The 16,022-nt window shown below is 53.4% G+C and carries 16 protein-coding genes; 13 read left to right on the forward strand and 3 right to left on the reverse strand.

The features are described 5' to 3' along the window. Together HMPREF3201_RS02415 and HMPREF3201_RS02420 are read left to right on the forward strand one after the other, a co-directional pair. Positions 1-1,180, forward strand: a 1,180-nt coding sequence (locus tag HMPREF3201_RS02415) for an outer membrane insertion signal (RefSeq protein WP_369794828.1), incomplete at its 5' end; no start/stop codon positions are given. Between the two features lie 381 nt (positions 1,181-1,561). Next, on the forward strand, positions 1,562-2,851 hold the full coding sequence (locus tag HMPREF3201_RS02420; RefSeq protein WP_062411569.1) for an S-layer homology domain-containing protein: 1,290 nt from the start codon (positions 1,562-1,564) through the stop codon (positions 2,849-2,851). Positions 2,852-3,084: 233 nt separating this feature from the next. On the opposite strand, the gene HMPREF3201_RS02425 is transcribed toward HMPREF3201_RS02420, so the two are convergent. Beyond that, positions 3,085-4,428, reverse strand: a complete 1,344-nt coding sequence (locus HMPREF3201_RS02425) for an esterase-like activity of phytase family protein (protein WP_072271999.1) — start codon at positions 4,426-4,428, stop codon at positions 3,085-3,087. A gap of 136 nt (positions 4,429-4,564) precedes the next feature. On the opposite strand from HMPREF3201_RS02425, the gene HMPREF3201_RS02430 reads away from it, so the two are divergent. After that, positions 4,565-5,161, forward strand: coding sequence for a class I SAM-dependent methyltransferase (locus tag HMPREF3201_RS02430; protein ID WP_062411571.1), 597 nt, complete (start codon positions 4,565-4,567; stop codon positions 5,159-5,161). A 5-nt stretch (positions 5,162-5,166) separates the two neighbouring features. On the opposite strand, the gene HMPREF3201_RS02435 is transcribed toward HMPREF3201_RS02430, so the two are convergent. Further along, positions 5,167-6,129: an epoxyqueuosine reductase gene (locus HMPREF3201_RS02435; protein ID WP_062411572.1), complete on the reverse strand. Its 963-nt coding sequence runs from the start codon at positions 6,127-6,129 to the stop codon at positions 5,167-5,169. A 125-nt stretch (positions 6,130-6,254) separates the two neighbouring features. Between HMPREF3201_RS02435 and HMPREF3201_RS02440 the strand changes: the two genes are divergently transcribed. The 5 genes from HMPREF3201_RS02440 (at position 6,255) to HMPREF3201_RS02460 (ending at position 10,723) form a co-directional block, all read left to right on the forward strand. Further along, positions 6,255-6,830, forward strand: a complete 576-nt coding sequence (locus HMPREF3201_RS02440; RefSeq protein WP_062411573.1) for a TetR/AcrR family transcriptional regulator — start codon at positions 6,255-6,257, stop codon at positions 6,828-6,830. Positions 6,831-7,042: 212 nt separating this feature from the next. Then, positions 7,043-7,726: a DUF2249 domain-containing protein gene (locus HMPREF3201_RS02445; protein ID WP_062411574.1), complete on the forward strand. Its 684-nt coding sequence runs from the start codon at positions 7,043-7,045 to the stop codon at positions 7,724-7,726. Between the two features lie 114 nt (positions 7,727-7,840). After that, a complete protein-coding gene (pepT, locus tag HMPREF3201_RS02450; RefSeq protein ID WP_062411575.1) occupies positions 7,841-9,085 on the forward strand; it encodes a peptidase T in 1,245 nt (414 codons plus the stop codon). 8 nt (positions 9,086-9,093) lie between these two features. Further along, positions 9,094-10,404 (forward strand): C1 family peptidase, encoded by a 1,311-nt coding sequence (locus tag HMPREF3201_RS02455; protein ID WP_062411576.1) that lies wholly within the window; start codon positions 9,094-9,096, stop codon positions 10,402-10,404. Between the two features lie 4 nt (positions 10,405-10,408). Then, positions 10,409-10,723: a winged helix-turn-helix transcriptional regulator gene (locus tag HMPREF3201_RS02460; protein ID WP_062411577.1), complete on the forward strand. Its 315-nt coding sequence runs from the start codon at positions 10,409-10,411 to the stop codon at positions 10,721-10,723. A gap of 36 nt (positions 10,724-10,759) precedes the next feature. Here HMPREF3201_RS02460 and HMPREF3201_RS02465 read toward each other — a convergent pair whose 3' ends face one another. Next, positions 10,760-11,221, reverse strand: coding sequence for a nuclear transport factor 2 family protein (locus HMPREF3201_RS02465; protein ID WP_062411578.1), 462 nt, complete (start codon positions 11,219-11,221; stop codon positions 10,760-10,762). A 127-nt stretch (positions 11,222-11,348) separates the two neighbouring features. Here HMPREF3201_RS02465 and HMPREF3201_RS02470 point away from each other — a divergent pair, with 127 nt between their 5' ends. The 5 genes from HMPREF3201_RS02470 (at position 11,349) to HMPREF3201_RS02490 (ending at position 15,950) form a co-directional block, all read left to right on the forward strand. Continuing rightward, a complete protein-coding gene (locus tag HMPREF3201_RS02470; protein WP_062411579.1) occupies positions 11,349-11,816 on the forward strand; it encodes a macro domain-containing protein in 468 nt (155 codons plus the stop codon). 148 nt (positions 11,817-11,964) lie between these two features. After that, positions 11,965-12,651, forward strand: coding sequence for a TVP38/TMEM64 family protein (locus tag HMPREF3201_RS02475; RefSeq protein WP_227163237.1), 687 nt, complete (start codon positions 11,965-11,967; stop codon positions 12,649-12,651). 25 nt (positions 12,652-12,676) lie between these two features. Continuing rightward, positions 12,677-14,011, forward strand: coding sequence for an SPFH domain-containing protein (locus HMPREF3201_RS02480; RefSeq protein ID WP_062411580.1), 1,335 nt, complete (start codon positions 12,677-12,679; stop codon positions 14,009-14,011). 10 nt (positions 14,012-14,021) lie between these two features. Next, complete coding sequence (locus HMPREF3201_RS02485; protein WP_062411581.1) at positions 14,022-15,143, forward strand: TFIIB-type zinc ribbon-containing protein; 1,122 nt, start codon at positions 14,022-14,024, stop codon at positions 15,141-15,143. Between the two features lie 12 nt (positions 15,144-15,155). Further along, complete coding sequence (locus tag HMPREF3201_RS02490; protein ID WP_062411582.1) at positions 15,156-15,950, forward strand: TPM domain-containing protein; 795 nt, start codon at positions 15,156-15,158, stop codon at positions 15,948-15,950. Positions 15,951-16,022: the final 72 nt, after the last annotated feature.

The following is a 16,022-nucleotide window of genomic DNA, read 5'->3' on the forward strand; positions in this document are numbered from 1 at the left end:
CATCACTCGTTACGAAGCCGCTGAAATGGTTGCTAAAGCCATGGCTCACATGGACAAAGCTTCTGTCGAACAGCGTGCCCTCATCAACAAATTGGCTGATGAATTCGCTGACGAACTCAACAACCTCGGCGTTCGCGTCAGCGCTCTCGAAAACCGCGTCGGCAACGTGAAACTGACCGGTGACGCTCGTGTTCGTTATCGCTACCAGAAAGACAGCAAAGAAAACGACAATTCTTGGGATTATCGTGTTCGTCTCCGTGCTAACGCCATGGTCAACGACAATACGAAGGTTACCTACGGTATCAGCACGGACAGCATCTCCTTTGCTGACAACAATGCAGCTAACGAAGGCGACAACATCTTTACTGACCTCGCTAAAGTCGACTACAGCTTCGGCAACAGCAAAGATTGGACCCTCAGCGTTGGCCGTACGGACAAATACGTCATCGGCGGTAACAACTCCTATGGTTACAACTACGGCGATATCTTCGACCGCGCTGAATTGAAGTACAGCGGCGACAGCTTCATGGCTACGGCTGGCTACGGTAAATTTAAGGCCGGCAAGATTGCAGGTTTTGACTACACCTATACAGATGCAAATGGTGATGAACAAACAGTTAGCCTCGCTGGTACCAAGACAGCTTATGGCGTTATCGAAGGCCGCTTCGGCAATGGCTCGGCTATTGGCGGTTACTACAACTCCTTCAACACCAGTGGCCATGACTACAACAATTATAAACGTGGCACTGAACTCGATTACCTCTGGGGCGCTTATGCAAGCCTCAACTTCAGCAAAGACTGGAACCTCCTCGCTAACTACGAACGCGTCAACTACAACAGCAATATCAACTCCACCGTTCGTGGCGACGAAGACTCGGCTACCGTTTGGATTGGCCGCCTGACCTACGGCAAAGCTGTCATGGCTACGCCGAAAACGTGGGACGCTTGGGTTGAATACATCAACGCTGAAGACGGTGCATTCATCGGCGGTTCCACCAACTCCTGGAGATTCGGTCAGATGGATAACATCGAATCCTGGGGCGCCGGTATTGACTACACCTTCGCCAAGAACGCTCAGTTCCAGGTTATGCAGTCCTTCGCTTCGAAACTCAAAGACAGCAACAGCGACAGCAAGGATCCGGAAGAACAGACGCGCGCTCAGTTCGTATTCGCATTCTAATCCTTCCTCATCAAGGAACTTACAAAGACCACTCAGAAATGGGTGGTCTTTTTTTGTGCGGCAGGTTCCGATGTAAAGAGCAAAAGTTAGTACATTCACAAACTGAAATAGCTTACTGAAGCCGATATTTAAAAATAAAGAGATTTTCCATAAGATACTTTGTTTTGACAGGTTACAATACAAAATGTATAATCATTACAATGAGTGTTGTACGAAGAAAGGCAGCACACTCCCCATAGAACAGACAAACCTTAAGGCCGTGAAAGCGAGGAAACCCGAACAAACCGACCATGAACCCTTGAACCTATGTTTTGACATTCACTGGTAACTGTGTAAGGCCTACAGAAACTTCATCTTGAATCGAATAGGAGGTTATGACTCATGAAATCCAAAGTATTAGCAGCGCTTACAGTAACCATGGCCGTTGGCGTAACTTGTGCTTTCGCGGCCAACCCCTTTGTCGACGTACCGTCCGATAGCTGGGCTTATAAATCGGTTGTAGAATTGGCCGACGCCGGCATCATCCAGGGGGTTGATGGGGAACACTTCCAGGGCCAGCGCAACATTACTCGTTACGAAGCCGCTGAAATGGTTGCCAAAGCGATGGCTCACATGGATAAAGCCTCTGTCGAACAGCGTGCCCTCATCAACAAATTGGCCGATGAATTCGCCGATGAACTCAATAACCTCGGCGTTCGCGTCAGTACTCTCGAAAACCGCGTCGGTAACGTGAAACTGACCGGTGACGCCCGTTTTCGTTATCGGTATCAGAAAAACAACAAAGAAAATGATAAATCTTGGGATTATCGTATTCGCCTCCGCGCTAACGCACAGGTTAACGACCGCACGAAGGTTACTTACGGTATCAGCAGCGATTACCACTCCTTCGCGGATAATGGCGCCGCTGAAGATGAAAACGATATCCTGACCGATATCGCTAAAGTCGACTATAATTTTGGCGGCAAATCTTGGAACCTCAGCGTCGGCCGTACGGATAGATATGTCCTCGGCGGCAACAACGCCTATGGCTATAACTACGGCGATATCTTCGACCGCGCCGAATTGGCTTATAAAGGCGACAGCTTCAAGGCTGCGGCCGGTTACGGTAAATTCAAGAAGGGCAAACTTGCAGGGTCCGACACGGTTGAAGGGGCCAAGACGGGGTACGGTCTCATCGAAGGTTCCTTCGGCAACGGCACGGCCATCGGTACGTACTACAACTCCTTCCAGGACGCCAACCTCGATGATCTCTGGGGTGCTTATGCAAGCTTCCTCTTCGGCCGGGACTGGAAGCTTTTGGCTAACTACGAACGCGTCAGTTACGACAAGGCTATCTCCACGGCCCGCGGTAACGAAGATTCGGCCGGCGTTTGGATCGGCCGCTTGACTTACGGCAAGGCCGTCATGGCTACGCCCAAGACCTGGGATATTTGGGTTGAATACATCAATGCCCAGGACGGTGCCTATGCTGTAGGCGCTTTTGGTGCCACCAACTCTTGGCGGCGGATTGGCAAATTGGATAACCTCGAATCCTGGGGTGTCGGCATCGACTATACCTTTGCCAAAAATGCTCAGTTCCAGGTCGGACAGTCCTTCGCTTCGAAAGTGAAAGACGGCGACGGCAAAGATCCGGAAGAACTGACGCGGGCTCAGTTCGTATTCTTATTCTAATCCTTCTCCATCAAGAATCTTATAAAGACCACTCAGCCAGGAGTGGTCTTTTCTTTCGCCGTCAATGAGCGGCCATTCCACGCATCGGGTAGCCATGAAGAAAACGATATCCGTGATCATCGTGAGTCTTTTACAAGAGGGGAAGGGGGGCACCAAAAAACGCAGCAACATCGAAGTTGCTGCGTTTTTTATCTCACCCATTTGGAGGCTTGGCTGAGTGATGATGAACTGTCTTATAAGGCTTTCGGCAAGGTGAAGAACCAGATCTGGCTTTCTTGTTCTGCCGGAGCGTTTTTCTTGAGGCTGATCTTGACGTCATGAACCTTATTGTCCTTGTCGTAGATCATGGCCTTTTTGTCGCTGTCGTAGGTGTAGTCCGATACTTCCGGATCGGCGACGGCCGGGTCTTTGACATCGATGTCCATGCCGAAATCATTGTCGTTGACGACGGCGATGGTCTTGCGGTCCGGCAAGAGGGCCAGGCCTTCAGCCTTTTCGATGTTCCAGCCCTGAGCGCGAAGGTCGAGGACCAGTTCTTTCTTGGCCGGTACGATCTTGCCGTCCAGGCGGCCGTATTCGAGATCGCCGTTATCGGGGATGGGCGTTGCGCCGTTGAGGTCTACTTTGTAGATCAGGTTCTGCATTTCGCCGTGCTGTTTGCCCTGTTCGATCATCAGGAACTGGCCGTTTCCGATGGATGTGATATCGCCGATTTTTGCAGCGCCGGTGTTCTTATAGCCCGTGTCGACGGGATAGGCATACATCGTCGTTTCTTTCGTTACCGGGTCGAGTTCGACGATACGTGTGTATTTAGCCGTCTTGGCCGTTTTGCCGTCGACATCGAGGGGGCTTTGGATGAGGGCGAAGACGTGGCCCTTTTCATCGACCGTAACGCCTTCACTGCCGCGGTTGGGGACGCGGTCGGCTAAGATTTTGGGGAGGCCCATGCCGGGGCCGTATTTTTCAAGGATATTGCCTTTTTTATCGACTTTGGCAATGAAGGGACCGTATTCGTCGCTGATCCAGAAGTTGCCGTCCTTATCGAGGGAGATCCCTTCCGTGTCGAGGCCGTTGCGGTCGGTGCCGAGGTCCTTCATGTTGAAGTCCAGGGCGACTTCATTGGTCGAGCCTGTAAGTCCCGACGGAATCGGTTTGCCGCTGATGGGCTTGCCGTTTACTTTCAAGGGAATGGAAGAAATGATGTCGGCACGATGTTTGGCCGGATCGACTTTGATGATGCCGATGCTGGGCGTGAAGTTCGGCGTCGGGAAGAATTTCCCGGACATCTTTTTACCATTTTTGACGTACGTCGGGATGTCGCCGTTGGGACCGCGGTCGGTGATGGCATAAAATTCCATCGTGCCGTTGGCCTTGATGGATTTCAGGACCAGGGCCGAGCCGTAACCGGGGTTGATGTGATGGTTAAAGGCTTTTTCATTACCCTTATAGGGCAGCTGATAGGCGTCGGCGTGGACGATGTAGGCCGTCGGTTCGACGTCTTGGGCACTAATGCTGATGCTTCCCAGGGCGGTAAGGGTCAGTCCCAGGGCAAGCCAGCGTTTCCATTGTTTTTTCATAATATTCATGCACCTCCTGCATATTTCAATCCATTTTACCAAGGCGACATCAATCTTTTGTGATGAAAGGGTAAGGCCTGTGTAAAAACGGGAATGGTGTATAATAGGAGGAAGACAACGGAGAAGGAGACAAAATATGACGGAACAAGAATGGGAACAACTTTTACAAATCAAGACGGCTGGCCGCGACGACAGCCAGTCTGATGGGGAACATCACCCTTATGAACCGACGGATTACAGCGTCCTCGAACGCCTGGCCAACAGCGGCTATATCCGAAAAAAGGATACCCTCGTCGACTATGGCAGCGGCAAAGGACGGGTCAGTATCTTCATGACCTATCAGACCGGCTGCCGCTCTATCGGCATCGAATACGATGAACGGCTGTGGCAAAAAGCCATGGTCAATGCCAAGAGCGCTGCCGCCCGAAGCCGGGTGTCCTTCATCCTGGCCGATGCGGCGGAGTATGAACTGCCCGATGAAACGGACTGCTGCTTTTTCTTCAACCCCTTTGCCCTGCATACGCTGAAGCGGGTCTTGGGACAAATCTTCGATTCCCTCCAGCGTCGGCCGCGGCCCCTGCGCATCTTCTTTTACTATCCCTATGAAGACGTGGAAGACTTTCTCAACCACCATCTGCGCCTCATGGCCGAGGAATCCATCGACTGCGGCGACCTCTTTGACGGCGATGAAAAAGAAAAAATCCTCGTCTACAGCCTGCGAAGCTCTTTATAAGGTCCTTACGGCCGGGTCTGATTGCGAAGATAACGGGCCGCGCTGTGACGGAGGGTATCGAGTTCGTCGGACTGGATGTGATCGTCGCATAAGGGTAGGATCTCTTCCTGTAAGACGGCATCCGGTGCCGTTTTCAGCTTTGGCGGATCAAGCCAGGGCAGGGCTCGGTTGATCCTTTCCGGGATTTCTTTTTCCGGTTTGGCTGCCGGAATCCGGTTATAGGGGCAGCTGTTTTGGCAGGCGTCGCAGCCGACAATCCAGTTGCCCATGGCTTTTTCCGGGATATTCGGCGGCAGCTGGCTCTTACCGAAGGTATTCCAAAAAGAAACGCATTTCAAGGGATTCATGGTAAAGGGGGCCGACAGGGCGCAGGTCGGACAATGGTCCTGGCAGAGATGACATTGAGCTGCGCAGGGCTTTATATCGTGATGTTGGCGGAGTTCACAGGGCTGGTCGATGACGAAGCCTTCGAGCATGACGAAGGAACCGCGTTCGGTGTAGAGAAAATTATTTTTGCGGATAATGCCCAGTCCGGCCCTCATGGCCGCATGGCGAAGGCCGCCGATTTGAAGGTGCGAGCTCTTTTCGCCGCCGGCCCAGCGCAGTCCTTGGGCCGTCAGCCAGTCCGTAAAGGCATCTTTTTTACGGAGTTCCTTTTCAGGGAGGGCGGCTTGGGGTGCAAGAAAGAAGGCCTTGGCGTATTTCCCTTCCAGGGTTTCGGGCAGGCGGTGCCGACCGAGCCACCAGGTGCAGATGATGACCGATTTTGCCCAAGGAAACCGCTTTTTCGTAGCCATACCGGGTGCTATGCGTTCATAAAAGGGGCGGCTCGTCGGTTCTTTTGCCAGCCGCTCTTGGAAGCGTGCCTGGTACTCGTCCATCTCGTCGATGGGAATGATGCCGCAGTCATCGTAGCCGGCCAGTCGGGCCTGACGATAAATGGTGTCAGCCAGGGTAGACGTATTCATGAGGTACTCCTTTTGATAAAAAAATAAACCACTTGGTCTATTTATAGACTAAGCGGTCTATTTTGTCAATACTTGTATTGCATTTCCCCTGTATTTTCGGTATAGTAACAGCGGAGGAACGCGTTATGACAAAAGGTGAAGAAACGAAAGAAAAAATCATCCGCCAGGCTGCCGGCCTGTTTTGGGCAAAAGGCTATACGGCAACCGGGGTCCAGGATGTTTTGACGGCGGCCGGCGTGACCAAGGGCTCGTTCTATTTTTATTTCAAGAGCAAAAAAGACGTCGGCTTTGCCGCGGCCGACTTTTATGAAACACAGGTCTTGGGCATGATGGAAGGCTTTGCCGCCCGGGAAGGGACTTGGGAGTCCTTTATTCGCAGCGTCGTCTCGGTCATGATCGAAGAAGCCGAGGCCGGTCATTTTTATGGCTGCCCCTTTTCCGTATTGGGCATGGAAATCGCCTTTACGGAACCGGATCTGGCCAAGGCCTTTTTGCAGGGACTGGAAAAGATACGAGCCTTGTTTCAAAAGGTCCTGCTCCGGTCGGGCATCGCCGAAGGGCAGGCCGAATCGGCGTCGCGCTTCTTGATGACGGCCTATGAAGGGTATCTCCTGCAGTACCGCCTGAGTAAGGATATTCAGTGGCTGCGATCGATGCGGGACGATTTGGCGGGCATGAAGCTGTCAGCGTCCAGGCCATGAAAGGCTATGGGGAGACACCTTGTAAGGACGGCTGTCTCGCCAGTCGATAGGCGGGGGCTTTGGCGAGATGGGCGAGGCTTTTTTTTATGAAATGAAAATAAAAATCAAAAAATGTTAGAAAAGCAACGTACCTTCTAAGGGAAATCTGTTAGGATAAGATCATCAAGCGAGAGCTTAGACAAAGTTACGAGATTTCGTTAGGAGGTATTGGTATGTATAACGAATGGAAAGATAAAAAAGAACAGTTTAAAGTCGTCGATTTGCGTCAGGCCAAGGGCAATTTTTCCCAGGGTCTCTTCAAACAGGCCGATCAGGTGGAAGCCGGCAGCGGCCTGCACCTCATCCAGAGTTTTGAACCTTATCCGCTCTATGAAGCCATGACCGACCGGGGCTTTGAATATCATGTCGAAGAAGTACAGCCTCATGAATACCACATCTGGTTCTACCGCCGGGAAGCGAAGGCTGCGTCGGGCAAGAAGCCTTTCGGCCCGGCAGCGCTCTTGAATTTCCCCATCATCGATAAGAACCTGGGCCGCATTGCCGTCGAATTTTGGGATGAAACGTGGAACGACGAACGCCACTACCTGCCCTATGAAATGCGCCTCATGCTGTCGTTAGCTAATGCCGTCGGCGCCGGCCGCCATCGCCAGGCCGTGCGGGAACTGGTCAAAGCCTATATCCACGGCATCGATTCCCGGGCCCTCGATGACGTCTTCGAACTCATTGCCTGGAATCAGGGCATCGGCTTCTTCAGCTCTGAAATCGGCCCGTCGCCCTTGTTTGGCGCCTATAAACTGATCAAACAGGAAGAAGCAAAGGGGACCGACCGGGAATCCATCAAACACCTGCTGATGGAACAATTCGGTGAAAAGAATCAGCAAGTCAAAGTGCTGTAAGATACGTTATAAGAAGGATTGCGCAGAAAGGTCAGGCCGGCCTTAATGCAGCGATCCTTCTTTTTTGCTATAATAGAAAGCGTAGTATTGTAGTACAGAAAAGGAAGTGTTAACATGCTCCATCGCGATGCATTGATCAATCGTTTTTTGAAATACGTTTCTTTTGATACCCAGTCGGATGAAGAAAACGACGCCGTTTGCCCCAGTACGCCGGGACAGCTCGTCCTTTCCAAAGCCTTAGCCGACGAATTGAACGGCCTCGGCCTGACGGATGTATCTATCGACGACCATGGCTACGTCATGGCGACCCTCCCGGCCAACGGTGTCGACGGCCCCGTCGTCGGCTTCATTTCTCACGTTGATACCAGCCCCGATGCCTCGGGCAAGGACATTAAAGTCGTCCGCAAAGATAATTACGACGGCAAGGATATCGTCTTAAATGAAGAAAAGAACATCGTCTTTTCGACGGAAGCCTTTCCGGAAATCTTGAAATATAAGGGCCAGGACATCTTGTTCACCGACGGCACGACCCTCCTCGGTGCCGACGATAAGGCCGGCGTCACGGCCATCGTCAGCGCCGTCGAATATTTAATCCAGCATCCGGAAATCAAGCACGGCAAGATCCGCGTCGGCTTTACGCCGGATGAAGAAACGGGGCGCAGTGCCGCTTTGTTCGACGTTGAAAAATTCGGTGCTCACTTTGCCTATACCGTCGACGGCGGCGAATTGGGCGGTCTTGAATACGAAAACTTCAACGCTGCCAACTGGACCATTACCTTCCACGGCCGCAGCGTCCACACCGGCGATGCCAAGGGCAAGATGCGCAATGCCCTGACTATGGCTTCCGAATGGCAGCAGCTCCTGCCGGCCGGAGAAAAACCAGAATACACCGAAGGCCACGAAGGCTTCTTCCACGTCTACAAGGTCAACGGCGACGTCGAAACGTGCACCATGCACCTCCTCATCCGTGACCATGACCGGAAGCAGTTTGAACAGCGAAAAGCCTTCCTGCGGCAGATGGCAGCCCTCTTTACCGACAAGTACGGCCAGGGGACGGTAGACCTTGACGAACGGGATGTCTACTATAACATGCTGGAAAAAATCGAAGACGGCCACATGGATGTCGTCGACTTGGCCAAGACGGCCATGGAAGCCGTCGGCGTTACGCCCGAAGTGGCTCCCATCCGCGGCGGTACTGACGGGGCTCAGCTCTCCTTCCGCGGCTTGCCGTGCCCCAATCTCTTTACGGGCGGCGCCAACTTCCACGGCCGCTTCGAATACCTACCCATCGAATCGTTGGTCAAAGCCTGCGAAACGGTCGTTGAAATCGCCAAACGGGCCTATACGTTACAAAAATAGGAGGTACCATGAAAGAAATTACGAAAGAGCTCTTACAGGGCTTTCATCAAGCCTATGCGTCCGATAAGGGCGCCCAGGTCCTTCATTCGGCCCTGGCTAAGACCGATATGGCTGAGCTTGCCTACGTTCCGGCGGCGGGCGCCAAGTTAAAAGGCGCCTTTTCCGTCGAAGTCGTGACCCGGGGCATTACGGCCCAGCAGAAATCGGGTCGCTGCTGGCTCTTTGCGGCCCTCAATATCCTCCGGGAAAAGGTGGCTGAAACCTGCCATTTGGACCACTTCGAACTGTCGCAGAATTACCTCTCTTTTTATGATAAATTAGAAAAGGCCAACAACTTCCTGGACATGGTCATCGACAACGCCCAAGAACCAATCAAAGGCCAGCTCATGCAGTACGTCCTGCGCGGCATGACCGACGGAGGCTACTGGACGGAAGCCGTCGACCTCATCGAAAAATACGGCGTCGTCCCCAAACAGGTCCAGCCCGAATCGTACCAGTCGGATCATACGGACCGCTTCGTGGCCATGATGAACCGCCTCCTGCGAAAAGACGCCATGGAGCTGCGGGAATTGGTCCTTTCCGGAAAAGATCCCTATGCCCGGAAACAGGAAATGCTGGCTGAAATTTATAAGGCTGAATGCATTGCCTTTGGCCAGCCCGTCCAGACCTTTGACTTTGCCTATCGCGACAAGGACAAGGTCTACCACGAAGATCGGAATCTGACGCCTCAGGAATTTTACCAAAAGTACGTCGGTATGTCCCTTCGCGACTACGTGCCGGTCATCCACGAACCGACGCCGGATAAACCCCTCCATCGGCTTATCCAATTCCACGGCATTGAAAATATGTCCGATTCCGATATGAAGGCCCTCCACCTGTCCCAGGAAGAGCTGGAAGAACTGTGCATCAAGCAGCTCAAAGCCGGCCAGGCCGTATGGTTTGCCTGCGATGCCGGAGCCTTCGGCGCTCGAAAGGACGGCGTCTGGGATCCGGACTCCGTCCAATATGAAGCCTTATTGGGTGGTTTTTCGACGGATATGCCCAAGGGCGAACGCCTGCAGTACGGCAGCAGTTCGGCGACGCATGCCATGCTGCTTACGGGCGTCCACTTCGATGCTGACGGCAAGGCCGACCGCTGGAAAATCGAAAATTCCTGGGGAAAAGACGTCGGCGATCAGGGCTACTTCGTCTGCTCGGCGAAGTATTTTAAAGAATACGTCTATGAAGCCGTCATCGACGGCCGTCACTTCAGCCCCGAACAGGCCGCCATGCTGAAAACGGAACCGGTCGTCATCAACGCTTGGGACGAAGACGCCTAGACCGATGTATACTTTTGATCAAAAAACGTATGACTGCCCCTTTGACTGCTTTATCAGCATCATCAAGGGCAAGTGGCGGACATCGCTGCTCTTGGCCTTAGCCGACGGGCCCTTGTTCTTTGCCCAGCTTCAGCGCCAGATGCCGGGCATCAGCGCCAAGGTGCTGGCCGAAAACCTGCATGTCTTTGAGCGCAATGGATTGGTTCGCCGACAAGTCTACGACAGGGTGCCGCCGGCCGTCGAGTACGGCCTGACCGACCGCGGCAATAAATTAATTTCTATCATGGAATCCATCAACGGCTGGATGGACGACGTATAACAAAAAAGGACTGCCTTTGATGACAGTCCTTTTTGCTTAAAACATCGTATTGTCGTTGGCGGCTTTTTCCGGGATATCCTGGATGACGTCCCAATGTTCGACGATCTTTCCGTCTTTGATGCGGAAGATGTCGACGGCAGCCTGGCCGCGGTCCTTTTTATCGAGCTTGATGTGGTTGTGGATGAAGACCAGATCGCCGTCGGCGCCGATGTGTTTGACGACGGCCGTGCTGTTCGGATAGGCTTTTAAGAAGTCTGTGACGCCGTTTTTAAAGGCTGCTTTGCCGTCGGCAAATTCCGGGCTGTGCTGTTTGTAATCGGCACCGACCATACTGTCGATGACGGCCGTGTTGTGCTTATTAAAGACTTCGTTCCAAAAGTATTCCGTCATGGCCTTATTGCTCTTAAAGGCCGGAATGCCGGCGGCCAGGGACGAACTTAAGGGCAGGCAGGAAAGGGCTGCCAGGGACAACGATAAGACAATGGCTTTTTTATTCATACTATGACCTCCTAATTTTGATTATGTTTATTATAATTTACTTTTTGACCTGGCGAAAGAGGGCACTTTGGGGTCAGGTCCTTACGTCGGGGTAACCTTGGATCATGTAGGGAAAGGGAGGAGAAAGATGGCTTTTTCAATCGTTCACGGCGATATCGTCACCATGGATACCGACGCTATCGTCAATGCGGCTAATTCTCAGTTACTCGCCGGAAGCGGCGTCTGTGGGGCTATTTTTCGCGCCGCCGGAGAAAGGGCAGGGGAGCTTCAGGCCGAATGCCTGGCGAAAGCCCCTTGTCCGACGGGGCAGTCGGTTTTAACGGACAGTTACGGCCTGAAGGCCAAATACATCATCCATACCGTCGGGCCCGTCTGGCAGGGCGGGACGCAAGGCGAGAAGGACCTGCTCTACAGCTGTTACCGGACGGCCTTAGACCTTGCCGCCGACGCGCAGTGTAAGTCCATCGCCTTTCCCCTCATTTCCGCAGGGATTTTCGGCTATCCCAAAGAGGAAGCACTGGCCGTGGCCCGTCAGGCCGTGACTGACTTTTTAGCGCAGGGGGATATGGACGTTCGCTTAGTGCTCTATCCCTGACCGGAGGCCTGCGGAAGCCTTCTTTCTGCGGTCGATACCAGCGGGATAACTCGTGGCGGAAAATGCCGTTTTTAGCTTGTGCCTTTGGTCTGTTTGCTATAAAATGAAATTAATAGTGAAACTATAATTATGGGAAGTGGGACACTCTATGAATCGAACGATGCTTGCTAATTTGATGAAGCCTTTGACACTGGTGCTGCTGGTCGCCATCTGTCTTTCCATTCACTGGTTCATTCCGTCTTTTTACAGCACCTTGTGGCAGCTGACGGTACAGCACGATATTCCGGGCCTGACCGATTATATTTCTTCCTTCGGCAGTGTCGCCGTGTTTATCATGATCTTGCTCATCGTTCTGACCAATATGACCGGTCTGCCGTCGGTCCAATTCGTCACCGTCAACGGCATCCTCTTCGGCCTCGTGCCGGGAATTCTCATTTCCTGGGCCGGCCAGGTCATCGGCAACGTACTGGCCTTCATCATCATGCGCTACGTCTTTCGCCATAAGGCCCAGGCCTTAGTCGATAAGAGCCGCTGGCTGTCAAAGCTCAACGGGCAAATCGACTGTAAATTGGTCTTCTTCTTTCGGGCCATTCCTTATTCTCCCAACTTCGTGGTCACGGCCTTTGCCGCCTTAAGCCGCATCAGCTTTGCCGAACACGGCGCAGCTACCATGGGCGGGAAAATCCTCGCCGTCTGTATGGAAGTCTGGTTGGGATACGACCTCATTCATTTTAATCCTCACAGCCTGATAGCCGTCTGTCTGATGGTCTGTCTCTTGGCGGTCCTGCTCTTTGGCAGCCGCCGCTGGATGCAACATAGAAGCAATGTAAAATGATATACATGAACAGGAGGTATTTTTTATGGGCTTAATTAAGGCGGCCATCGGTGCCGCAGGCGGTGTACTGGGCGACCAGTGGAAAGAGTTCTTTTACTGCGACAGCCTGAACGAAACGATCTTGATGGCCAAGGGCCAAAAGCGAATCAGCCGGTTCGGCCGCAGCAGCAACACGTCCGGTGAGGACAACATCATTTCCAACGGCTCGCGCATCGCCGTCAACGACGGCCAGTGCATGATGATCGTCGAGTCGGGGAAGGTCGTCGAAGTCTGTGCCGAATCGGGGGAATATACCTACGATACGTCGACGGAACCGTCCATCTTTTCCGGCGACTATGCCGGTGACTTAGGCGAAATGCTGCACCAGGTCCTCCAGCAGATGAAGGAGCGTTTTACCTTTGGCGGCGATGCCGGGAAAGACCAGCGGGTCTATTATTTCAACTTAAAAGAAATCATCGGCAATAAGTACGGCACGCCCAGTGAAGTACCTTTTAAGACCTATGACGATACGACGGGTCTGGCCCTCTTGGTGCGCCTGCGCTGCTTTGGCGAGTACAGCTATCATATCGTAAACCCCATCTTATTCTATACCAACGTCGCCGGCAATGAAGCTGATTTTTATGACCGCGGCCGCCTGGACAGCCAGCTGAAGTCGGAACTGCTCACGGCCCTTCAACCGGCCTTTGCCAAACTGTCGGCCCTGCGCATCGATTATTCCCAGCTTCCGGGTCATACGGAAGAACTGACCAAGGCCTTAAACGACGTCTTGTCGCCGAAGTGGCGCGATTTGCGAGGCATTGAAATCGTCTCCATCGGGATGAACAGCGTCAAGGCCAATGAAGAAGACGAAGAAAAGATCCAGAAAGCCCAGATGGGCATGACCATGGGGCGCCCCGATATCGGGTTGGGGACCTTGGTCGACGCTACGGCCGATTCCATGCGGACCGCGGCCGGCAACGAAGGCGCTATGGGCGCTGCCATGGGCTACATGGGCATGAATATGGCCGGTCAGGCCGGCGCCGGCCTGGCACAGGAACTGGCGGCCCGTCAACAGGCGCAGCAAACGTCGCCGTCACCGGTTCCGCCGGCAAGTGCTCCGGCACCCGAAGATGGCTGGACTTGTTCCTGCGGTCAAACCGGCAATACGGGAAAATTCTGCATGAACTGTGGAAAACCGAAACCGGAACCCATCGCAGCCTGGACCTGCCCGTCCTGTGGCCACAGCGGCAACGAAGGAAAGTTCTGCACCAACTGCGGTCAGCCGAAACCGGCGTCTTCCGATTGGACCTGCCCGTCGTGCGGTACGGCCAACACGGGGAAATTCTGCATGAACTGCGGAACGAAGAAGCCTGAAGGATGAGGTGATTCCCATGGCGGATACGTCAGTCAGTTATAAATGCCCTCATTGCGGGGCGCCCATTCAATTTAAGCCTGAAGCGCAGACCGTCACCTGCGATTACTGCGGCACGAAATTCGACGTCGCCGTATTGGAAGGTCTGTACGCCAAAAAGGAACAGTTGGCCGCCGAAGCCGATGCGGCCCGACAGGCCAAGTGGCAGACCGACAAGGCCGGCAACGAGTGGAGCGACGAGGAAGCGGCCCGGCTGAAGGGCTATACCTGCTCGTCCTGCGGGGCGGAAATCGTCTGCGACGAAAATACGATGGCTACGGAGTGCTGTTACTGTGGCAACCCGACCCTCATTCCCAGCCGCTTTTCCGGCATGTTGCGGCCCGATTTCATCATTCCCTTTAAAAAGACGAAAGACGAAGCCGTGGCCGCCTTGAAACGATTTTATCGGGGCCACTGGCTGCTTCCCAAGGCCTTTACGGTGAACAACCGCATCGAAGACGTCCAGCCGATGTACGTCCCGTTTTGGCTGTTCAATGCCAAGGTCACGGCGTCGGCCTCCTTTCGGGCCGAAGACGATTCGTATCTCGAGATGGAAGATGAACGCATCGTAGAAACCCGGGTCTATCAGTGCAACCGGACCGGTCAGCTGACCTTCCATCGGATTCCCGTCGACGGCAGCAAGAAAATCAATGACCTCTATATGGAGAGTATCGAGCCCTTCGATTACAGTGAAATCGTGCCTTTTAATTCGGCTTACTTTGCCGGCTGCTTGGCCGATAAGTACGACGTCGATGCCGAATCTGCCGTGCCCCGGGCCGATGCCCGCTTGGAGAAAAGCTCTTTCAACCTCCTCAGCAATACCGTCGTCAATCATCAGCGCCGCTTCATGGAAGGAGGCTTCGTCCATAAGGATGAAGACTCGGTGGAATACGCCATGGCGCCGGTATGGATCTTGACGACGCGCTATCAGGACAAACCCTACACCTTTATGATGAATGGCCAGACGGGCCGCTTCGTCGGATCCCTGCCTTACGATAAGGTGAAATCCTATTGGGCCTTTCTGATTGCCATGCTGGTTACCCTGCCGGTGTTCTATCTGATTGTCCACTCCATCATGGGCAGTAAGCCGTGGCCGATATAAGGGGGGAGTCTTGTGTTGAAAACTATCATGCGGACGGCTCTCTTCGTCCTGTCCTTTTTGATTCTCATGGGGACGGCCCTGGCGGCAGAAGGGGTTCCCAACGTCGTCGATCAAGCCGGCGTCCTTACGAAATCGCAGCAAAGCCAACTGGAGAGGGCGTTAAAGAACGTCAACTTTACCTACGATGTGCGCCTGGCCGTCTACATCGTGCCATCGACTCACGGCATGAAGATCGGTGACTATGCCGACCACGTCCTTGATGAACAGTACGGCGACGGGAAAAACGGTAATATGGTCTTCGTGGTAGCGATGGACCAGCGCCAGTGGTATATCGTGACCGACCGGACGATGCGCGACAAGATCAGCGACACCGACGGGCTGAAGCATATCGAAGATGCCGTCCTGCCCCTTCTGAAGAAGGGCCATTACATGGAGGCCTTTGAAGAGTATGCCCATTCATCGGGACAGCTCCTGGCTTACTATAACGATCAGGGCAAGGCTTATGATAAGTCCGATGCCTTTCAATGGCTGAATTTGGCGACGGCTGCTGTTTTGGCCGCGCTGGCTGCCATGATTTTCCGCAGCTACCTCATCATGAGGATGAGCAACGTCAAGCGGGCCACGGCTGCCGATACGTACTTTGATTCGCACAGCTTCCATCTGTCCGAGCAGACCGATACCTTCTTATTCCTCACGGTACAGCGCATTCCCAAAGTTCGTCCTCGCGATGACGATGACGGCGGACCGGGAAGCTTCAATTTGGGAGGCGGCGGAGGCGGCCATGGCGGCCGCGGCGGCTCCTTTTAATCAGAACTTTTATAGATGAAGAAAATCCCTGTCACGATAGACTGATATGCTCCCCTTTAGGTAGACATGAGA

Source organism: Megasphaera sp. MJR8396C, from assembly GCF_001546855.1.
Classification (GTDB): Bacteria; Bacillota; Negativicutes; order Veillonellales; family Megasphaeraceae; genus Megasphaera.